This is a genomic window from Clostridium estertheticum, from assembly GCF_018861295.1.
Taxonomy (GTDB): Bacteria; Bacillota; Clostridia; order Clostridiales; family Clostridiaceae; genus Clostridium_AD; species Clostridium_AD estertheticum_D.
In genome coordinates this window covers 180964-202816 of the sequence record NZ_JAHLDM010000007.1, presented here as the reverse complement: position 1 = coordinate 202816, position 21853 = coordinate 180964, and the positions used below count along the sequence as shown (strand labels likewise).

23 protein-coding genes and 1 riboswitch are annotated in these 21853 nt (G+C 30.0%); of the genes, 17 read left to right on the top strand and 6 right to left on the bottom strand.

Annotated elements, in window-relative coordinates; all coding sequences use genetic code 11:
* Window positions 1-81: 81 nt before the first annotated feature.
* The 6 genes from KPL54_RS09700 to mltG all read left to right on the top strand — a co-directional run bounded on the left by KPL54_RS09700 (window position 82) and on the right by mltG (window position 5003).
* On the top strand, window positions 82-456 hold the full coding sequence (locus KPL54_RS09700; RefSeq protein WP_216106370.1) for a GntR family transcriptional regulator: 375 nt from the start codon (window positions 82-84) through the stop codon (window positions 454-456).
* Window positions 449-1150, top strand: a complete 702-nt coding sequence (locus KPL54_RS09695; protein WP_216106369.1) for an ABC transporter ATP-binding protein — start codon at window positions 449-451, stop codon at window positions 1148-1150. Before KPL54_RS09700 ends, KPL54_RS09695 begins: the two co-directional genes overlap by 8 nt.
* Complete coding sequence (locus KPL54_RS09690; protein WP_216106368.1) at window positions 1141-1884, top strand: hypothetical protein; 744 nt, start codon at window positions 1141-1143, stop codon at window positions 1882-1884. The genes KPL54_RS09695 and KPL54_RS09690 overlap by 10 nt, the downstream gene beginning before the upstream one ends.
* Before the next feature lie 43 nt (window positions 1885-1927).
* Window positions 1928-2851, top strand: coding sequence for an ABC transporter ATP-binding protein (locus tag KPL54_RS09685; RefSeq protein WP_216106367.1), 924 nt, complete (start codon window positions 1928-1930; stop codon window positions 2849-2851).
* Between the two features lies 1 nt (window position 2852).
* Complete coding sequence (locus KPL54_RS09680; protein WP_216106366.1) at window positions 2853-3845, top strand: ABC transporter permease subunit; 993 nt, start codon at window positions 2853-2855, stop codon at window positions 3843-3845.
* A 363-nt stretch (window positions 3846-4208) separates the two neighbouring features.
* A complete protein-coding gene (mltG, locus tag KPL54_RS09675; protein WP_216106365.1) occupies window positions 4209-5003 on the top strand; it encodes an endolytic transglycosylase MltG in 795 nt (264 codons plus the stop codon).
* Window positions 5004-5058: 55 nt separating this feature from the next.
* On the opposite strand, the gene nrdG is transcribed toward mltG, so the two are convergent.
* The 3 genes from nrdG to KPL54_RS09660 all read right to left on the bottom strand — a co-directional run bounded on the left by nrdG (window position 5059) and on the right by KPL54_RS09660 (window position 8544).
* The gene (nrdG, locus tag KPL54_RS09670; protein ID WP_216106364.1) at window positions 5059-5577 is read right to left on the bottom strand and encodes an anaerobic ribonucleoside-triphosphate reductase activating protein; all 519 of its coding nucleotides are present in this window, start codon (window positions 5575-5577) and stop codon (window positions 5059-5061) included.
* Window positions 5578-7728 (bottom strand): anaerobic ribonucleoside-triphosphate reductase, encoded by a 2151-nt coding sequence (gene nrdD, locus KPL54_RS09665; RefSeq protein ID WP_216106363.1) that lies wholly within the window; start codon window positions 7726-7728, stop codon window positions 5578-5580.
* A gap of 136 nt (window positions 7729-7864) precedes the next feature.
* Window positions 7865-8054: riboswitch (cobalamin riboswitch) on the bottom strand.
* A gap of 70 nt (window positions 8055-8124) precedes the next feature.
* The gene (locus KPL54_RS09660; RefSeq protein WP_216106362.1) at window positions 8125-8544 is read right to left on the bottom strand and encodes a DUF3842 family protein; all 420 of its coding nucleotides are present in this window, start codon (window positions 8542-8544) and stop codon (window positions 8125-8127) included.
* Between the two features lie 405 nt (window positions 8545-8949).
* Between KPL54_RS09660 and spo0A the strand changes: the two genes are divergently transcribed.
* The 7 genes from spo0A to pssA all read left to right on the top strand — a co-directional run bounded on the left by spo0A (window position 8950) and on the right by pssA (window position 15488).
* The gene (gene spo0A / locus KPL54_RS09655) at window positions 8950-9792 is read left to right on the top strand and encodes a sporulation transcription factor Spo0A (protein WP_216106361.1); all 843 of its coding nucleotides are present in this window, start codon (window positions 8950-8952) and stop codon (window positions 9790-9792) included.
* 121 nt (window positions 9793-9913) lie between these two features.
* On the top strand, window positions 9914-10102 hold the full coding sequence (locus KPL54_RS09650) for a ferredoxin (protein ID WP_216106360.1): 189 nt from the start codon (window positions 9914-9916) through the stop codon (window positions 10100-10102).
* Between the two features lie 145 nt (window positions 10103-10247).
* A complete protein-coding gene (locus KPL54_RS09645; protein ID WP_216106359.1) occupies window positions 10248-11945 on the top strand; it encodes a sigma-54 interaction domain-containing protein in 1698 nt (565 codons plus the stop codon).
* A 400-nt stretch (window positions 11946-12345) separates the two neighbouring features.
* Complete coding sequence (locus KPL54_RS09640; RefSeq protein WP_216106358.1) at window positions 12346-13527, top strand: acetyl-CoA C-acetyltransferase; 1182 nt, start codon at window positions 12346-12348, stop codon at window positions 13525-13527.
* A gap of 314 nt (window positions 13528-13841) precedes the next feature.
* On the top strand, window positions 13842-14537 hold the full coding sequence (locus KPL54_RS09635) for a TVP38/TMEM64 family protein (RefSeq protein WP_216106357.1): 696 nt from the start codon (window positions 13842-13844) through the stop codon (window positions 14535-14537).
* Window positions 14538-14594: 57 nt separating this feature from the next.
* Window positions 14595-14831, top strand: coding sequence for a phosphopantetheine-binding protein (locus KPL54_RS09630; protein WP_216106356.1), 237 nt, complete (start codon window positions 14595-14597; stop codon window positions 14829-14831).
* Between the two features lie 138 nt (window positions 14832-14969).
* Window positions 14970-15488, top strand: coding sequence for a CDP-diacylglycerol--serine O-phosphatidyltransferase (pssA, locus tag KPL54_RS09625; RefSeq protein ID WP_216106392.1), 519 nt, complete (start codon window positions 14970-14972; stop codon window positions 15486-15488).
* A gap of 64 nt (window positions 15489-15552) precedes the next feature.
* Here the strand turns inward: pssA and KPL54_RS09620 are convergent, their stop codons facing one another.
* Window positions 15553-16323: a polysaccharide deacetylase family protein gene (locus KPL54_RS09620; protein ID WP_253203414.1), complete on the bottom strand. Its 771-nt coding sequence runs from the start codon at window positions 16321-16323 to the stop codon at window positions 15553-15555.
* Window positions 16324-16534: 211 nt separating this feature from the next.
* On the opposite strand from KPL54_RS09620, the gene hydF reads away from it, so the two are divergent.
* Together hydF and KPL54_RS09610 are read left to right on the top strand one after the other, a co-directional pair.
* Complete coding sequence (hydF, locus tag KPL54_RS09615; RefSeq protein WP_216106355.1) at window positions 16535-17740, top strand: [FeFe] hydrogenase H-cluster maturation GTPase HydF; 1206 nt, start codon at window positions 16535-16537, stop codon at window positions 17738-17740.
* Between the two features lie 291 nt (window positions 17741-18031).
* Window positions 18032-18244, top strand: a complete 213-nt coding sequence (locus KPL54_RS09610) for a heavy-metal-associated domain-containing protein (RefSeq protein ID WP_216106354.1) — start codon at window positions 18032-18034, stop codon at window positions 18242-18244.
* Between the two features lie 69 nt (window positions 18245-18313).
* Here KPL54_RS09610 and KPL54_RS09605 read toward each other — a convergent pair whose 3' ends face one another.
* Window positions 18314-18805, bottom strand: coding sequence for a metallophosphoesterase family protein (locus KPL54_RS09605; RefSeq protein WP_216106353.1), 492 nt, complete (start codon window positions 18803-18805; stop codon window positions 18314-18316).
* A gap of 247 nt (window positions 18806-19052) precedes the next feature.
* Between KPL54_RS09605 and KPL54_RS09600 the strand changes: the two genes are divergently transcribed.
* Together KPL54_RS09600 and KPL54_RS09595 are read left to right on the top strand one after the other, a co-directional pair.
* Window positions 19053-19763 carry a hypothetical protein gene (locus tag KPL54_RS09600; protein ID WP_216106352.1) on the top strand — a complete coding sequence of 237 codons (711 nt, stop codon included), beginning with the start codon at window positions 19053-19055 and terminating at the stop codon, window positions 19761-19763.
* 36 nt (window positions 19764-19799) lie between these two features.
* Window positions 19800-20777: a 2-hydroxyacid dehydrogenase gene (locus KPL54_RS09595; RefSeq protein WP_216106351.1), complete on the top strand. Its 978-nt coding sequence runs from the start codon at window positions 19800-19802 to the stop codon at window positions 20775-20777.
* Between the two features lie 102 nt (window positions 20778-20879).
* Here the strand turns inward: KPL54_RS09595 and KPL54_RS09590 are convergent, their stop codons facing one another.
* Window positions 20880-21770, bottom strand: coding sequence for a LysR substrate-binding domain-containing protein (locus KPL54_RS09590; protein WP_216106350.1), 891 nt, complete (start codon window positions 21768-21770; stop codon window positions 20880-20882).
* Window positions 21771-21853: the final 83 nt, after the last annotated feature.

The following is a 21853-nucleotide window of genomic DNA, read 5'->3' as shown; positions in this document are numbered from 1 at the left end:
AAGTTGACATTTATGTCCTTATTATGTATTATTGTATTAAGTGATTAATACAATAATACATAATAACTAGGGGTGATGCGGTTGAAATTTGAATTTAATCCCAATATACCAATCTACCTTCAGATCATTGCAGAAATTAAAAGACAAATTGTTTCCGGAGAAATGGATCCTGGAGGTAAGGTAGATAGTGTACGTGATTTGGCAAAAAATATGGGCGTTAACCCAAATACAATGCAAAGGGCGTTTGCAGAGCTTGAACGTCTCAAGCTTATTTATACAGAGCGAACCTCAGGTAGATTTATAACTAAAGATAGTCAACTTATTGAAAAAATTAAAGCTGAATCAGTGCGTAGACAAGTTTCAGATTTTGTTGAAATTATGAGTAAATCTGGTTTTCATAAATTGGATATCCTAAGACTTATAAAAGAATTTATGGAGGAGAGTGAAAATGAATAAATTGGTTGAAATCACTAATCTAACAAAAAAATACGAAGGCAAAGTGATAATAGACGATATCTCGCTAACAATTCCAGAAGGGAGGATAATTGGGCTGCTCGGTGCAAATGGAGCTGGTAAAACTACAATAATCAAAATTATAACTGGTGTTATGAAAGATTACTCTGGGAAGGTTTTAATTAATAATCAAAGTCCTGGCAAATATACAAAATCTATTACGTCATATCTCCCAGATAAGACTTATTTAAGTTCATGGATGAAGGTTAAGGATACAGTGGATTTATTTGCAGATTTTTATATAGATTTTGATAAAAATAAGGCCATAGAACTTTTAAATTTACTTAATATTGATATTAATCAAAGTGTTACGAAACTTTCAAAAGGTACCTATGAAAAAGTGCAACTCGTAATTGTAATGTCTCGTAGGTCAAAGCTTTATGTACTTGATGAACCATTAGGAGGGGTAGACCCTGCCAGTCGTGATATAATAATTGACACTATACTTACTAACTATAACGAAAAAAGTTCAGTAATTCTGTCCACTCAGCTTATTCAAGATGTTGAACGTGCTTTTGACGGAGTTATTATCCTTAAGAATGGTAAAATTCTTGTTAATGGTGAAGTAGACAATGTTAGGAGTAAAGTTGGTAAATCTATAGATGAATATTGCAGGGAGGTTTTTAAATGCTGCTGAAGTTATTAAAGTATGAGATTAAGTCAAGCTATGGTAGATTTATTATGGCATTCTCAGTTTATATCATAATTGCAGCTGTTTTGATGACGTTTTTTAGGGAGTATGAAACTGTTACTACAGCAGCATTAATTTTTGGAATGGTAGCTTTAACTGTAATAACATTTCTTACAATATTTACACGGTATAACAGAAATCTTTATGGTGATGAAGGGTATCTTATGTTTACGCTCCCAATAGACGGTAAAGTCATTTTGGCATCTAAGCTTATTTCTGCCTTTATTTGGACAGTTACATTGGCAATAATTATAGTTCCATCGATTATAGCACTTAATTTAAATTATAGCGAATCCAATATTATTAAGGATACTTATAACTACTTTGAAATAAACAAGGCATATACAATACTGTTTGGAATTGAGTACTTAATAAATATATTTCGTTCAGTACTCGTAATATATTTTTCTATTTCTATTTCAAAACTACATATTTGGAAAAAATTCAGCGTGCTTGCAGGCTTTGGAACATATTTTGTCATAGAAGTCGTGAGTTCTATTCCTACATTTGTTTTCAAAAATGTAGTGGAAGCTGCAAAAACTACAGCAGGGTTTAGTGTTTTAGTAAAAAACTATTCAATAAATTACATATCAGTGAGATGCCTTTTTGATTTACTTATATTTATCGTATTATTTTTTCTTACTGCATATTTGCTTGATAATAAAACAAGCTTAAAATAAATTATTTTACACAAATTAAAATAACAATTTCAGGGGGTATATTATGAATAATGAAGTATTAAAAGTTGAAAAGCTAAAAAAAGTAATTGGTAAACGTACAATAGTTTCAGATATTTGTTTTGAACTTAAAAAAGGAGAAATATTTGGGTTTCTAGGACCTAATGGAGCTGGAAAATCTACTACTATTAAGATGATAGTTGGATTATCAAAAATTACTGAGGGAAGTATTTACGTGGGTGGATGCTCGGTAAAAGATGATTTTAAAGGAGCAATGCGCAATATTGGGTGCATAGTTGAAAATCCAGACATGTATAAATATATGTCTGGCATTGATAATCTTAAAATATTTGCAAAAATATATGAAGGTGTAGATGAGGCGCGAATAAATGAAGTGGTGAAAATTGTTGACCTTGAGAGGGCAATAAAGGATAAGGTAAAAACTTACTCATTAGGTATGAAGCAACGTCTAGGAATTGCTCAAGCACTACTTCATAGTCCCAAACTTCTTATACTTGATGAACCTACAAATGGGCTTGATCCAGCAGGAATTAAGGCAATGCGAGTGCTACTTCGAAAGTTAGCATCAGAGACTGGTCTTACGGTGCTTGTATCTAGCCATATATTAGGTGAAATGCAACAGATGTGCGACCGTGTTGGAATAATCAACAAAGGTAAAATTATAACGATAAAATCAGTTGAAGAACTCCTTAACATGACTAAGAAAGATGATAAAACAATTATAGTATTAGAATCGGATGATAATGATAGGGCAGTGTCACTTCTAACAAGCATTAATATAAATAGTAGTCTATCAGGGGATGGAGTACACATTGAAACAACGAAAGAGCGGGTACCTGAAATAGTTACAACCTTAACAACTGCGGGGATTGCTATTTTGGGTATGGATAAACAAGAGACACAATCACTTGAGGATGTATTTATGAAGCTTACAGGGGAGGGAAAATAATATGAGTAATTTTTTTACACTTGTTTCAATAGAAAACACAAAACTTTGGAAGAGACTTTCTACAAAAGTAATGTTAATAATTATGATTGTAATTATAATAGCAGCAACGGGTATTACTAAATATTACAATTCATCTAACAAGGTTTCAAATACTACGAAAATTTCTGAAAATTGGAAACAAGAATTACAAAAAAATGTTGTTATGCAAAAAATTCAGCTAAAGGTACTCCAAAGTGCAACAGATAAAATGTCAAAATTCATGATAGGATCAACCCAAAAGAGTATAGCTGAGAATGAATATAGGATCAATAATAATATAAAGCCAGAAACTCAAAGTAGCATTTGGGCAAGAGTTACAAAGTTTAATACAGGAGCTAGGTATAGCTTTATCATTGCACTTCTTTTAATAATAGCTTGTTCAGCATTAATTGCAGGTGAATTTTCAGAGGGTACAATGAAAATGATGATATCCCGGCCTTATAAACGCTGGGAGATTCTTAGTGCAAAACTAATTGCTACAATTTTTTATGGTCTTGTGCTTTTGGTAACAACGTTTTTGTTGAATTTTATATTAATAGGTTTATTTGATGGTTTCAATGGTATGGGAAGTAAGGAAATGTTGTGGACGAGTAGCAAAATAATATATATACCAGCTGTACTAAAAACAATTATTTATTTTGGTCTCGATTTTCTTACTGTGATTGTTTATGTAATATTAGCGTTTGCAATTTCAGCGATATCACGTTCTCGATCAATTGCAACTGGATTTTCCTTATTCTTTCTTTTAGTTGGTAGTGGTATTATGCAAATGCTAGCTATATATTTTAATTGGGGTAAATATCTTCCATTTGCAACTTCTGATTTTACTAGCATTGTTAATACAGGAGCATGCATTGAGGGAACGACGCTTGCTTTTACTATTGGGATGTCCGTTATCTACTCCGTGATATTCTGCGCTGTAGGGTATTTAGTTTTTGAAAAAAGGGATATCTAAATTTAATTATTTAATAAATAGATACAGGTAATAAAATGTTTTTTTACAATTTTAAGATAAAAATGGTTGCTTATAATATAAGCAACCATTTTTTATGGTTTTGTATATTAATAAAAAGCAGAAGTACACATTAAGGATTTTATTTATAATTTCTATTATATAAATGTTTATGTTGTCGCAAAATGGTATAATAATTTAAAGTAACTAAAATTTATATCTTTATTTTCTATAAAGTTTGTATATTTTAACTTTATTAGACAAATTTATGAGAATAAATTAATAAAAAAAGGGTTTATTAATATATATTTAAAAAGAAAAAGGAGTTGAAATTAGGTTTTATCAACTTAATTAGTTAAGGTGAGTATGAACCTTAAAATTATGAAATTTAGAATGAAATTTTTAGTATTAATCGTTTTTATTATAGCAGCATTTGGAATATTGAACGTAGGCAATATTTTATACAAAAAAAATAATGTTGTAAAAGTTACGGTGCCAGAAGGATATACATATGAAGAAGTAGGTAAGACACTTCAAAAGTCAGGATTAGTTACGCAAAAGGATTTTATAAAGGAAGTTGAAAATTGGTCAGATAATAATTATTGGTTTTTAAAAGATGTGCCAAATGATAAACATAAGTTAGACGGTTTTTTATTTCCTGCTACATATTCTTTTCAAAAGGATGCAACGAGCAAAGTAATTATAAAAAAAATGCTTGATACTTTTGAGTTTAATATGAAATCTAATAAAGACTACATAACTAAAAACAAACTTAATATAAGAAATGTTGTAATAGAAGCTTCTTTAGTTGAGAAAGAAGCAGGAAAAGATGTAGATAGAACAAAGATAGCAAGTGTTATTCAAAATAGGTTAAAGAAAAAGATGCCACTTCAAATAGATGCTACAATTATATATATAGTTGGAGATAAAAAAAAGCTGTATAATAAGGACCTAGCAGTAAAATCACCTTATAATACCTACTTAAATAAAGGATTGCCACCATCGCCAATATGTAATCCCGGAATTAAGTCGATAAATGCTGCAGTACATCCTGAGAAGACAAATTATATTTTTTATGTATTAAATAGTAAAACTGATGAACATGTATTTTCTATAACATATGCGGAGCACATTAAAAATGTGGCTAAATATATAAAATAAATAAAAAATCCACAAGATGAATGTAAACTTCATCTTGTGGATTTTTTAAATTATCTTAATTATCTAAAACACTGTATTTTATAATTTTATTTTGAGCTAGGCTTTCTCTAGCTGCTATCATTCTTTGATTTTTGGAACCACTTAAATATTGAGTAATATCTTTAAGATCTTCTATGAATTCACCATCTCTTAACATATCTATATATTGTAGAAACTCTAACCTTATAGGATTTTTAATAAGTTCTTCAAAAGTATAACCACTCCAACAAAATATAGTTTTGTGAGGAAACTTTATTTTTATTGTTTTTACTAAATCAAGTAAAGCTCCACATTTAAGATTATCCATCGGTTCTCCTCCGAGTATTGATAATCCCTTTACATATGGGTGCTTAAGGCTTTCTAGAATAGAAGTTTTAACATCGTTGGTAAAAGGCACTCCATAATCAAATTGTCTTGCCTCCGGGCTCCAGCATCCTTTGCAAGGAGGAGTTTTAGCACATCCGCTAACGAACAATGAGGTTCTAAATCCTATGCCATTTACGGTATCATCAAAGAAAATACTCGCATAATTCATTTAATTACATCCTTTATTATTCTTTCTGTTCTTAATCTCCTTCATTTTTCCATTAACTACAGGTCTTTCGAAGATGCTCCCAAGGTATCCACAAAGCTTTCTTATTATGCTTAACAACATTTTATCGTCATTTTTACATACAGGACATTCAAACTCTGTATCACTATTCTCTTTTGTAAACATTTCTCCTGTATATCCACATTTTAAACATTTATCACTTATTGAGGATATTCCGAGGAAATGTGTCTTGTCATATGAGTATCTTATAATATCCTCGAGTGCCACTAAATTTTTAGTCATATCTCCTAGTTCTACAAATGATATTGCACCACCTGAGGATAAAGAAGATGATTCTGATTCTAAATCTAATTTATCAAAGGGTGATATTAATTCATTAGACGGATAATGAAATGAATTTTCATAATATCCATTATCATTTACGCCATCTATAACTCCAAAATCTTTTACATCCTCTACGCAAAATTTTGTTGCAAGAGTCTCAGCAGGAGATCCATATAAACTAAATCCTATTTTTGTTTTATCCTTTTGTTCATCACAATAATCTCTGAGATATCTCATGATTTTAGTTGCTCTTTTAGAGGTTTCTTCAGTTCTATCATTTAGTCCTTTGCCGTAAAGTGCAGTTAAACAATTATGTAATCCAACATAACCAATAGATGCTGAAGCATATCCATTATTAAGTAATGGTTCTATTGTATCTTCTGCATTTAATTTAGCAATTGCTCCACTCATATATAATATAGGTGCTTGTTTTGCTTTAACATTTTTTAGTATATCATATCTTATCATTAATAAATCCTTGCAATCATTTAAAGCTTCATGTAGAGATTTGAAAAATGAATCTTCATTTCTATCTGCCTCAATTGCAAGTCTTACAAGATTTATTGATATTACTCCAAAGTTAAATCTTCCAGCAGTTTTATAATTACCTGCCTCGTCTATATAACTCCCGAGGAATGATCTACAACCCATACATTCCTTATAATCACCAGTAACTTCAATTGATTTATCAGTATTAATATAATCAGGGTATTGTCTATGGGCACTACATACAACCGCTAATTTAAATAAGTCGTAATATTTATCGTGAGGATTAAGGTTATTTCCTTTTGTGTTTTGATACACTAGCTTAGGAAATACAGGAGTTACACCACCGGTTAATCCTTTAATTCTTTGATTTAATATAGCCTCAGTTATCATCTTTTGAATTTTTTGATCCTCTTCACTAGCATTTAAATCTACATTATTTATACCAAGTGTTAAAAATGGAGTCTCGGCACGACTTGTCATTAATGTTTGAACTTCATATTCAAGTGATTGCATGCTATCTTCTATTTCTTTACCTAATCTATCCCAGGCATATTCTTCTATTTTAAGGGGATCACCAATCCATTTTTTGCCAACAGACCTATGTTTGTTTAAACTTTTAACTGCATAAGGAGTAAGTCCTGTTATTAAAGTTGGGAAGGTAGTTCCCCCATATGTATTACTAGATATATGACTCGCAACTTGAGATAATACATTTATTGCGGTTTCAATCGAATTTGGTGTTCCTATAAGTGTTGTGCCTAGGTCAAAGCCATTCTCGAACATGGAAATCCAGTCAACGAGGCAGCAATTAAAAAGAGGTAAACCAAAATAAGTCTCATCATGTATATATATACTTTTTTTATGCTTTTTTAAATATTTTTTAGGTATTTTATGTCTTTGACTATAGTTACTTCCAACAACATTTGAAATTAAGGCCCTTATTGTTTGAATTTTACTGCCATCAAGATTTCCATTGGAATTAGTCTGCTCTGAAACTGCATTAATTATATTATCTATTTCTTTGTCCAATTCTCCTTTTTTATCTCTTTCAAAAGTTCTTTCTTCTCTATAACTTATATAAGCTAGGGCTACTTTATTATCTAATAATTTTATTTGATCAACTATTATATCCTGTATTTCTTCTATTGGAATTATAGTCTCTCCTCTTTGTTTAAGAGTTTCAAGTACCTTGGTTAAGACAAGATTATTAAAACTCTTATCTTCCTTCCCGTATACTTCTGTAAAAGCTTTTCCAGCTGCTGTTAATATTCTTTCGGGTATAAATTCTTTTCTTCTCGAATCTCTTTTTATTACTTGCATATAGTACCTCCGTGTATTTCATTTTCTATAAATGTTTCCTAAAACGTTAAAAGTCCCTTAACTATTGAGTTAAGAGACTTAAAATCATCGCAACTAAAAAAAGATATTGCTAGCACCTCTCCATCTCTCGTAGAGCTATTGTGTGTAATTATGGAAAGGTATTCTGGCTTAAGCATCATTGTCCCCATTGTACCTTCCCGGTTTCCCAGTGGCTTTTTATATAAGGACTCTTCTTTTACAGCGGCGGGACCGCGCAGGATTTACACCTGTCTTCCCTTTTAAACTAAGGTAATCTATACTTTAGTATTCATAATTATAATATGGAAGCTCCATTGGAGCTGATTTAACTATAGTTTATATCATGTTATCAATTAAATCAATCCTTATATATTACTATTATAGTTTCATATTACCTTTTATATCAAGAATAATGTCGTCAATAATATCTTTTATTTGAAGATTTCTTGTTCCCGGTATATAAATACCATGTTTTTGTAGTGGAATTATATATTTAGTACAATCCATATTATATATTGACGAGGCAATCATAGGGGTAATTTCTCCCTGTATACCACCACTACATATCATACCTATTGGACCAATTATACTGTCAACTTTATTTGTAGAACAGAATGAGCAAATTTCATCTTCTCCACTTATTCCTAAATTTGCACCGGCTTTCATCATGTTAGAGGTAGCAAATGTATTTGTGCCAAGTGCAATTATATAAATATTAAAATCAATTTCTTTATGAATTTTTTTTATAATTGTTTTTCCAAGACCTGCTCCTTGAGCGTCTATTACAGCTATTTTCATTGTTATACCTCCAAAAATATAGGATAATTATCCTTTAAGGTTTCTATATAGGTTTAAAAAAGCCATATGTATAGCTTTTTTAGAATCATAGTTTCCCCCCTAAATTGTATAAATGTGTTTTAAATATTATATCATGAAATTTCAATATCAGTCTCAAACACCTATATATAAATCATATTACCTTATTATCAATAAGAAACAATATTTTTAGCTGGATCACAATATTCGACACAAATGATTAAAAGTAGATTTAAACAGCTTGAAGCTAGTTATAATAGATAACAAAATAAGATCTTTTTTATTATTTATTTCGACAATATTTTTAAAAAATAAAAGGATTTTCCAATCTTTTGTAGAATATATATAATATTGGTATGGAATAAGTATGTAAAGGAGATTACAAATATGGAAGAGTCGGACATAAAAGTTATCATTGCGGATGATAATGATGAATTTCGTAATATACTGAATGAGTATATATTTTATCAGAAAGGTATTGTTGTTACCGGAATCGCAAAAAATGGAGTACAGGCAATAAAATTAATTAAAGAAAAAAAACCTGATTTAGTAATACTTGATATAATCATGCCTTTTATTGATGGATTGGGAGTGCTAGAGAGGCTAAATACAATGAATTTAAATCCAAAACCTCATATAATAGTCTTATCAGCAGTTGGGAGTGAAATAACAACTAAAAGAGCTATATCGCTTGGAGCAGATTATTATATTGTAAAACCTTTTGATATGGAATTATTTATTGGTAAAATAAGGGAAGTTGTAAGTGATACTATATATAATAAAGAGCTAAAAAATATAATTACTAATATTGACAATGTAAAAACGAATACTGAAAGTGAAATTAATAAAGAAAGTAAAATCAATAAGGAGCAAAAAAATAATCTTAATTCTCAAATTACTAATATTATTAATGAAATTGGGGTACCAACTAATATAAAAGGTTATATGTATTTAAAAGAAGCAATAAACATATTAGTAACTGATAATGAACTTTCATCATCAGTTACAAAGGAATTATATCCATTAGTGGGTAAAAAATTTAATACCACTGCAGGTAGGGTTGAAAGAGCAATGAATCATGCAATAGATGTTACATGGAGCACTAGAAAAGCCACTAATATTAATAAAATTTTTGGATATACTATTAGCTATAAGAAGGGTAAGCCAGCAAATTCTGAATTCATAGCAATGGTGGCTGACAAGTTAAGACGGCAGAATGAGGTTAGCTAGAAAGTGGTTTTGTTTGGTAACTATTGTTACTTACTTTTACAAGTAAGTATATTACTATATCATTGTGGAAATATATATATAGTAGTTATTTAAATAAAATTTGACCTAAGGAGTGATTTTAATGGAAGCAATGGTTGATAAGGATACGTGTATAGGATGTGGGTTATGTCCTGAAGTATGTCCAGAAATTTTTACAATGGACGACGATGGAAAAGCAAAGGCATCTAAAGGTGAAATCTCAGAAAAATTAGTAAAAAGTGCTAAAGAGGCAGAAGAACAGTGCCCAGTTAATGCAATTACAGTAGAGTAGAAGAATTAATAATTAGTAGATAATTGATAAAAAAATAAGATATACTTAAAAATAGCGAGAAAAATTCTCGCTATTTTTAAGTATATCTTGATAAAAAAAACTATCAACTTTATAATTAAGTTATAAGGCTTTAGGAAGGTGACGAATGGGTATAATTAGTGATTACTATAATGAAGTTATGAGCAACATTAATGAAGGTATTGTTGTTATAGATAAAAGAGGCATTATTCAAATAATTAATAATGCGGCTGAAAGAATGTTTGAAATTGATGCAGATAATAGCATAGGAGAATATATTTCAGATGTACTCTCCTATAGTAAATTAATAAGTATAATTGAAAATGGAGAGGAGCAAGTAAATAAAAAAGAAGGCAAATTTATTGTAACTCGCAAATTAATAACTCAAAGCGGTGAGGTTATAGGTGCGTTTGAAGTTTTTCATGAAGAAAGTCAAAACAATCTACCAATGAACGTGCAAGATGATGGTATGGTATATGAAGAGATGTTAAACACAATTTTTAATACCGTAAAGGAGTGCATAGTTGTAGTGGACCAGAATGGAATAATAACTATGATGAGCGATGAATATAAAAGGTTTATTAATTGCCAAAATCCAGAGGGAAAACATGTAACTGAGGTTATTGAAAATACAAAATTACATATAGTAGCAAGGACTGGCGAAAAAAAAATTGGTGAAATTCAAGAAGCAAATGGGCATAAGATGATTTCTATGAGAGTCCCTATAATAAAAGATGGTGAAGTTGTTGGTGCAATTGGGAAAGTAATGTTTAAGGATTTAAGCAATTTTAAAATACTAAGTAACAAATTATGTCTTTTGGATAAAGAAGCTGAAGGCTGTAAAAATGAATTAAGTACAGATCAAAAGGCAATATATACTTTTAATAATATTATAGGAGGCAGTGATAAAAGCCAAGAAGTAATGGGCCTTGCCAAAAGAGTTGCTAAGGTAGATTCAAATGTTTTAATCACTGGAGAGAGCGGGACTGGTAAGGAACTTTTTGCACATTCTATTCATAATGATAGTAAAAGATGTTTAAAGCCTTTTGTAAAAATTAATTGTGGAGCTATTCCAGCAGAACTTTTTGAGTCAGAAATGTTTGGCTATGAAGAAGGAGCTTTTACTGGGGCAAAAAAATCAGGTAGGAAAGGCAAGTTTGAATATGCAAATGGTGGTACCATACTATTAGATGAAATTGGTGATATGCCTATGAATATGCAAGTTAAACTTTTAAGGGTTATTCAAGAGAAAGAACTTGTGAAGGTTGGTGGAAACGATGCTATTAAAGTTGATGTAAGAATTATAGCATCTACCAATAAATCTTTAGAACAGTTAATTAATGATGGAAAGTTTCGAGAGGATTTATATTATAGGTTAGATGTTATGCATTTAAGATTACCTCCATTAAGGGAAAGAAGAGAAGACATTGAGGAATTGGCAGGTAAGCTTTTGACAAAAATATGTAAAAAATATAATGTTAAATCTGAAGGTATATCTAGGGAAGCTATTGATTTTTTAAAAGCTTATAGTTGGCCTGGGAACATAAGGCAACTTGAAAATGTAATAGAAAGAGCTATTAATTTGCTTGATGAGGATATATGCATAATGCCAAAGCATTTGCCGGAAAAAATAATTAAGAGTAAACTTAAGAACTACTCGCTCGAAAACAATTATTTGAAAGATGTTGTTGAAAGGATTGAAAAGGACATTATCATGGAATGTTTAAAAGATACCAGTGGAAATAAAAAAGAAGCAGCAAAAATATTGGGGCTTAGTAGGGCGGGATTATATAAAAAATTAAACAGATATAATTTAATAAAATAGACTAATCCACAATAGTGTACATGCAAACTTTGTTTACACGTACTATTTTTTTATGAAAAATAGTATGTGTATTGTAAACTAGAATTATAGGATAAACTAAATACATAGTTATATCAATGCATTGAAAATACTTTAAGTGATTTTTTTAACAAATAGGTTATAATATTAACAAGCTTGAACAAGATAAATTTATATAAGCATTAGTGTAAACTAAGTTTACATTGAGGGGTATATTTAATTTTGGTATAAAGAAATAAGTTGCTATAGTGAGGTTTGCGGGGTATTGACGACTTGGCATAGAAATTGCTAGTGTTATATATATAGGAAAAAATGATCATGTCATAAATTCCTATTATATGTTAATAATAAATTAGATAAATAAATTAATGGAGGGTTACATATGAGAGAAGTAGTAATTGTAGGAGCAGCAAGAACAGCAATAGGAACTTTTGGTGGAGGATTATCACAAGTATCAGCTGTAGAAATGGGAACAGTTGCAGCTAAGGAAGCTATAAAAAGATCAGGAGTTAAACCAGAAATAGTAGAAGAAGCTATCATCGGTAACGTAATTCAAGCAGGACTTGGACAAAATATTGCTAGACAAATAGCTATAAATGCAGGATTGGATGAATCATCTTCTGCACTAACAATAAATAAAGTTTGTGGTTCAGGACTTAGAGCTGTAAGCATGGCAGCACAGATTATAATGTGTGGAGATGCAGAAGTAGTTTTAGCTGGTGGAACTGAAAGCATGAGTAATGCTCCATATATACTTCCAAACAATAGATGGGGTAAAAGAATGGGAGATGGTAAAGTAGTAGATGCTATGATCAAAGATTCTCTTTGGGATGCATTTAACGACTATCATATGGGAATAACTGCAGAAAATATTGCAGAAAAATTTAATATAACTAGAGAACAACAAGATGAATTTTCTTTAAAAAGCCAACATAAAGCTGAAGCAGCTATAAAGGGTGGCAAATTTAAAGATGAGATCGTTCCAGTTGTAATTCCTCAAAGAAAAGGTGACCCAATAACATTTGACACAGATGAAGGCCCTAGATTTGGAATAACTATGGACAAATTAACTAAATTAAAACCAGCATTTAAAAAGGGTGGTACAGTAACAGCAGGTAATGCATCAGGAATAAATGATGGTTCTGTTATGTTTATAGTAATGTCAAAAGATAAAGCTGATCAATTAGGACTTAAACCACTAGTTTCAATAAAATCTTATGCATCAGCAGGCGTAGATCCAAAAATAATGGGTTATGGTCCAGTTCCAGCAAGCAAAAAAGCATTAGAAAAAGCAGGACTTACTGTAGCTGATTTAGATTTAGTTGAAGCTAACGAAGCGTTTGCTTCTCAATCATTAGCAGTAGCTAAGGATTTAGGATTAAATCCAGAAATAGTTAATGTTAATGGTGGAGCAATAGCATTAGGTCATCCAGTAGGAGCTTCAGGTGGAAGAATACTTATTACATTAATATATGAAATGATAAAAAGGAATTCTAAAACAGGACTTGCTACATTATGTATAGGTGGCGGTCAAGGAACTGCAATTATTGTTGAAAGAAAATAGAAGGTAGAATAATGTGAGGTGCCTCTGAAATGATTAAAAAATCATTTCAGAGGCACCTTTTTTCGTTGGCAGTTGTAAACTTTATGAAATGGGATTTAAAAAAGTTTATACATTGTTTATAATTAGTTTATAAAAAGTAGATATATAGAATTTATAATAGAAATATGTTAGAATATTGTTTATAAGGCAGTTTTAGCTAAAGTTTATGGGTATGAGTATATATTCAAATTAATAATGTAAATTGAATTTTTAGTGGTTAATAATGTTATAAGATAATATGCTACTGTTAAATATATTAAAAATGGGAGGACGGCATGAAGCATTTGAAAAACAAGTTGAATATGAAGTTAGTAATATTGCTATTAGCTATCATATCAACTCTAGTTGTATTTAGATACCTACCGTGGATAATAGAAATAACCGTATCTCCTGAGAAATTTAGACGTTATATTGTTTCTCTAGGTAATGGGGGAATAGGTGCATACTTATCTTTCCAAGTGCTACAAACGGTAGTTGCGCCAATTCCAGGTGAAGTAATTCAGGTAGCGGGTGGATATATTTATGGTAGCATATTAGGAACCTTTTATTCAACATTAGGGATGATGCTAGGGGGCACAATTATTTTTTACTTCACTAGGTTTATAGCATTTTCTTTTGTAGAAAAAATAGTGAAACGTACAAGTACTCAATGGTTGACGAAAATAATAAGTAGTAAGAATTTTCCTGTTGTTATGTTTGTTATGTTTATAGTTCCAGGAATGCCGAAAGACATTTTAATATATATTGCAGCATTAACACCTATAAAATCATTGAAGTTCTTTATGCTTTTACTAGTAGGTAGATTACCTGGTACTGCAGCAGTTGTATGCATTGGTTCAAATATTCATCATGGAAATTACATATTTTCCATTGCATTAGTGGTGATATCAGGATTGCTTGTTATTCTAGGAATATTATATAAGGATAAAATTATAAATAAATTTTCTGAGAAGCAGTGTAATTTATCCTAGGTTATATTAAATTATATGTAATAAGTTACAAAAACTTAATTAAATGGAGGAATTTATATGAATGAATTAATTTATGGTATACTCGAAGAAATTACTGGTGAGGATTTACGAGAAGAAAGTAATGTGAATTTATTTGACACGGGAAGATTGGATTCATTAGGGATAATTGAACTTATTGTAGCTATAGAAGATAACTTTAATGTTAAACTTGATCCTGCGCTTATGGAAAGAAAACAAATAGAAACTCCAAACAAAATTATTGAATACCTTCAAAATCGCTCTGATTTAAAATAGAATAAAAAATCATAGCTTATATTAAGATTAACAAAATTTAAGGTTAATTTAATATTAATGTTATATAATACTAAGGAATAACTGCTAACACTATGTTATAATTATATAATGATAGGAGTGATATAGATGGTAAAAAAGATGGTAAAAATTAAGAATGCGGTGCCTAACATTTTCACCTTAAGCAATATGTCTTGTGGCATTTTGTCTATACTTATGAGTTTTGACAGCAATTATAAATTAGCAGCGATATTTATTCTTTTAGCAGGAATATTTGATAGATATGATGGGAAAATAGCTAGGTTTTTAAATGTAGATGGAGAGCTCGGTAAAGAACTAGATTCATTATGTGATTTAGTATCTTTTGGTGTTGCACCTTCTATATTAATATTTAGTATTTATAATTTTGCAGGACTTGGACCAATTGGGTATTTGATGGTTTTAGTATTTCCAGTAGCAGGAGCATATAGACTCGCAAAATATAATATTACAGATTTTGATGGGGTATTTTCAGGAATTCCTATCACTATTACAGGTACATTTTTAGCATTGTATGCATTCTTTATGTTTAATAGAGCATCAAATTTAGGCCCTACAATGTTTTTAATGGTTTTGTTATCATATTTAATGGTAAGTAAGTTTAAATTTAAAAAGCAATAATAATGTAAGTAAAATATTTTTAATGCAATTATATTAAAAAACCTCACCGCAAAGTGAGGTTTTTTTAATTCTTAAATTTATAATAATATTCAGGTGTATCTTTAGTGATAGCTTTAAATTCATAACCTAAATCAAGGTAATACTTTATAATGCTTGGCAGTGATTTTACAGTATTTTTATTATTAGAATTGCAATGCATAAGTATTATAGCTATGTTTTCATTACCTCTAATGATTTTTGCATTTTTAATAAGTTGCGCGACACTTAAATTGGGGTTGATGCCATCACTTGCATCTACATTCCAATCATATATTTTAAAGCCTTTTTTATGAAGTTTTTCTAAAGTAAGAGAATTTAAGCGTTTTGAACTACCACCAGGGAACCTAATAATCTTAGAAGTGAAGCCTGTGATTTCTTGAATTTTATTAGAAGTTTTTTCCATCTCATCGATGAATTTATCTGAGCTTATATATATCTTTTTGAAATTATGGCTATAAGTATGAAGACCTATGCTATGACCTTCGGTATATATTCTCTTAAGGATAGATTCTTTTCCTTCAATTTCTTTTCCTACTATAAAAAAAGTAGCTTTAACTTTTTCATTTTTTAATACATCTAATAGTGCATCTGTAACAACGTACGTAGGACCATCATCAAAAGTTAAATATACAAATTTAGAAGTATGTAGGTAACCACCATCTTTAAATGAAGTACTAGATGGGTTAAATGTTCGGATGCTTTTTTGAGCACTATTTGCATGTGAACTATAGACTAATAAGAAACAAATAATAGTGGTTGTAAAAATTATAACAATACTTTTTTTCATAAAATTCATAGTATCACTCACCTTTAGTTTTTGTTGATATTAGTATACCCAAAGAAAAATCTATTAAAACAGTATATTACTAAAATCAAAATATGAGACATTATTTACTATTAATTGATGCTTGAATTTTATATAATTACGATATATAATAAGCCTAGAATTTTCTGATTGTATAGAGAAATAAAACCAATTTCAAAAGAAGAAAGAGGAGGCATATAGTATGCAGCAAACACCAAATTCTAATAGACTTCATATAGCTATATTTGGAAAAAGAAATGTGGGAAAATCAAGTTTAATTAATGCACTTACAAATCAGGACATTGCATTAGTTTCTAGTTTAGCAGGAACCACAACGGACCCAGTATATAAGGCTATGGAATTACTTCCAATAGGACCAGTTGTGATTATAGACACTGCAGGACTTGATGATGATGGAGAAATAGGTGAACTTAGAATCAAAAAAACTAAGGAAGTTATGGATAAAACCGATTTAGCTCTTTTGGTTATAGATGGTAATGAGAAGGATTTAACATTTGAAAAAACATGGTATGAAGATTTAAAAAATAGAAAAATCCCTGTAGTAGGAGTTATAAATAAAATCGATGAAAATGGAGTAGTGCTAGGGAAAACCGAAATTACCAGCATCCAAAAGATAATAGGCATAGATTTTGTTAAGGTTAGTGCTAAAGATAGAATAAATATTGATGAATTAAAAAAAGCAATTATGGATGCCGCACCAGCTGATTTTGAGAAAAATACAATTGTAGGTGACATAGTAAAACCAAAGTCAATAGTATTAGTTGTAGCACCACAAGATATCCAAGCGCCAAAAGGAAGACTAATATTGCCACAGGTTCAAATTATAAGGGATCTACTTGATAATGATGTTATGGCCCTTGTTGTAAAGGATAGTGAGCTAGGCGATATTTTAGCTGCACTAAAGGTTAAACCGGATTTGGTGATTACAGACTCACAGGTATTTAAAAAAGTTAATTCTATTATTCCAAAAGATGTACCACTTACTTCATTCTCCATACTTATGGCGAGGTACAAGGGAGATTTAGATACCTTAGTTAAAGGGGCAAGAGCTATTGATACATTGAAACCAGGAGATAAGGTACTAATAGCAGAAGCTTGTACTCATCATCCACTTGAAGGTGACATAGGTAGAGAGAAACTACCCAAATGGCTTAACGAGAAGGTCGGCGGGAATCTAGATATAACGGTTTGTGCAGGTAGTGGTTTTCCAGAAGACCTAAGCGCGTATAAGTTAATAGTTCATTGTGGAGCTTGTATGTTTAATAGACAACAATTAATGTCAAGGATTGAAAAAGCTAATATAGTAGAACTACCTATTACCAACTTTGGTATAGCTATAGCTCACATTAATGGCATATTAGATAGGGTACTAAGTGCTTTTGAATAGAATTTTATTTTGGATGCTAATAATAAAATAAATAAAGTATGTAAAAACTTGAATAGTGACACTTAATATGCTACAATTTGTTTGCAATTACAAAATAAGTAAAATGAAACATAAAAGCATATATTACTAGTTCAATATGGATTTTATTAAATACATATAGACAAATGGCATTTAAGAGACTAATATAAAACTAAGTTAACTTAGTAGAGGATATAATTATAAATTTAAATATATAAATTTAAATTTAAATATATAAGAATGTAATTTAAACAATTGAAAGGAGAATTTTAAATGAAGAAAAAAATATATATTGATGGAATGAGTTGTTCACATTGTGTAAGTCATGTAAAAGAAACATTACTAGACATTGGTGCTACTAAAGTAAAAGTTGATTTAGAAGAAAAATTTGCAATGGCAGAATTTGAAGATGAAACAACAGATAATGATATCTCAGAAGCTATTGAAGAAGCAGGATATGAAGTTACTGAAGTTGAAGAATATTAACATAAAAAGTCCTACCTTTATGAGTATGGTAGGACTTTTTTTTAATTGAAAGTTGTAGAAATTATAATATCAGCTGAAAAATTTTAAGTGGACATCTATTTTTTTATTTTCGATTTCTAAAACAACATAAGAATACCATGGCTCACGTCTTTTGCAGGAGGGTGAACCGGGATTAATCATAAGCACTTTATTTTTAGTTAATATAAGTGGTTGATGAGTGTGTCCAAAGATTATTATATCTACCTTATCATTAATAAATTTATCATATGCTGTGGTTAGTGTATTTTTGCTGTTGCCATGACCATGATATAGACCAATTCTATACCCTCCTATGGATAATATTTCTTTTTCATTTAATATACCTCTTATATAACGTTTATCATTATTTCCCCATACTCCAACGAAATTCTCATGCTCTTTTAATTTTGATACAACGCTCGGTGAAATATAATCACCTGCATGAATTATCATATCAGCCTCTTTAAATAAATTGTCTATTAATTTGAAAAGTTTATCATTATGTTTTTTTGCATGCGTATCAGATAATATCACAATTTTCATATTTCATCACCTTTTAGTATTATATTATTTTATATTATGCTTTGATACACAATTAATCATCTCTTTATAGATTATTAGCATATTACCTTATCATATGTGCTAGTGACGTTTGCTGGTAATATACTTTATTTTACAGTTTAAATTTTATTTTTATAACAATTCTGTTATAATTAATATATAATTATAATAGCTAGATTATTTAATCTAAGAAAAATTTTAGAGGTTTATTATAGAGGTAGGAGAAAAAATGGGACAAGTAGAAGACACAGTTTTAATTTATGAACAAAATGGAATAAATATAAAAAATGAGAAGTCTTTGCATTCATCAATTAAACAATGGTATGTTACGCCTGGAGATAGATTCGAGGTGAAAGTAGATAAATATGTAATTGATTTAGTTAGAGAAGATTCATTAATTGAAATACAAACAAAAAATTTTAGTGCAATTCGCAATAAACTTAGGGAATTAGTTAAGTATAATAAGGTAATGCTTGTACATCCTATAGCTGCTGAAAAATATATAGTAACTACAGAAGAACCTGATATAGTGATTAGTAGAAGAAAGTCACCTAAAAAGGGTAAGTTAGTTGATTTATTTGATGAATTAATTAGGATACCTGATTTAATGGGATCAGATAATTTTATATTGGAAATCCTAATGATTAAAGAAGAAGAGATAAGATGCAAGGATGGTAAAGGAAGTTGGAGAAGAAAAGGTATAAGCATAGTGGATCATAAGCTTTTAGAGGTAATGGAGAAAATCACTTTTAAAGAAGAGAAGGATTTCTTGATATTTTTACCAGATGAATTGCCAGAAAATTTTACAAACAAAAACTTGGCGAAAACGTTGAAAATTCCTGAAAATAAGGCAAGAAAAATAACATATTGTTTTAGAAAAATGATGATTATAAAAGAAATAGGGAAACTTAAAAATGAACTTATATTTGAGAAGCTATGAGATCAATGGGTCTAGTATTTAGAGGAGGTATAATCTGTGGATAAAAAAAAGGTTTACGTAACAAGAAAAATTCCAGATGAGGCTATTGAACTTTTAAGAAAGCATTTTGACGTAGAAATAAATCCTTGTGATAGAGGTTTATTAAGAGAAGAACTTATTGAGAAGGTAAAAGATAAGGATGCTGTTTTATGTCTTTTAACTGATAATATAGATAAAGAGACACTTGAGTCAGCGGGGAACAAATGTAAAATTTTTGCTAATTACGGTGTGGGTTACAGCAATATTGATATAGCTACGGCTACCAAACAGGGAATAATAATTACAAACACTCCTCGCGTATTAGATGATGCTACTGCAGATCTTGCATGGACACTACTCATGGTTGTTTCTAGAAGGATCGTGGCAGCGGATAAATTCACAAGAAATGGTGCTTATGAGTCTTGTGACCCTATGATGTTTCTTGGGCGTGAAATTACCGGCAAGACATTAGGTGTTGTAGGAGCAGGGCGAATTGGGTTTAACTTTGCAAAGAAAGCTAAGGCTTTTGATATGAAAATACTCTATACTGATATAGTTAGAAATTATAAAATGGAAAAAGAACTTGGTGCTATTTATGTAGATAAAGAAACGCTACTTAAAGAAGCTGATTTTGTATCATTACATGTGCCACTTTTACCGTCTACTATTCATTATATAGGAGAGAAAGAGTTTTCTATTATGAAAAATACTTCAGTTATTGTTAATACATGTAGTGGGCCGGTAATTAACGAAAAAGCATTAGTTAAAGCCCTCAAAGATGGTGAAATATGGGGAGCAGGACTTGATGTATTTGAACATGAACCAAATATTGAACCAGAACTTCTAGATATGTACAATGTTTCAATTGTTCCTCGTATTTCTTCAGCAACAATGGAAACAAGAACAAATATGGGATTAGTCGCAGCTGAAAATATTATCAAAGTCCTAAATGGTGAAAATCCTGATGATTGTGTTAATACGGATGTATTAAAATAATTTTATTATAAAAGTACTTACATTCAAAGCAGTGGATGTAAGTGCTTTTTTTATTTGAGATAATATGAAGATATAGAAGTAATCAAGAGGGTGATATGGCAGCTATGTAATATTCCGTTTACTAAACTTTTCTAGTTTCTCAACAAATAATGTAGCAATCTTTGATAAGTTTTTCTCATGAACTAAATAAGAAAAAAACCTATTATATTTTGTCTCAGTAGCTATAATTTTAAGTTCATTGTTAGTAGCGGCATCATCAACTACTAAAGATGAGATAAAAGTTACACCTAAATTGTTTTTAACAGCTTCTTTAATTGCGTAATTACTTCCAAGAATAATAAAATTCTTTGGAGATATACCTTCTGTATTTAAAAATATATTTAGATACTCACCAGTTCCAGAACCTTCTTCCCTATGCATCCAAGTTTGATTTGACAAGTTAGGTTTAAGGCCAATATTTTTATCATAGGTAAAAGAATTTGGAGTTACAACAACCATTGTATCTTTATAAAAGTTTCTAGAAGTATAGTTATGTGCAGGGACGCTGCCTTCAGTTAAAGCAATATCAATATCATAGTTTTTAAACTTTTCATAAATATTATGGGTGTTTTCAATAGCGACTTCTAGTTTTATGTTTGGAAACTCTTTAATAAATTCTCCTAATATTGAGGGTAGTAGGAATTCACCTATAGTCATGCTTGCGCCGATTTTTAAAGTTCCTGAGGTGGAATCATGATAATTGTTAAGTTCATCTTTTGTGTCATCAATTAGTGATATTATTTGTTTAGCTTTTTTGTATAAGATTTCTCCAGTTTGTGTAATTAATATATTTCTTTGTTTATTTGATCTTTCTATCAATTTCGTATTAAACTTTTTTTCTAGAATTTTAATGTGTAAACTAACACTTGGCTGAGATATCTTGATTGTGACTGCAGCTTTTGTGAAGCTTTTTTTGTCTACAACAGCAATAAAAGTTTTTAATTCCTCTATCAAAATTATCACCCTACCTATCAGAAATACTAATAAGTATTATAGAAAACATGTATTATACTTATTGGTTAAAAACAAGTATACTA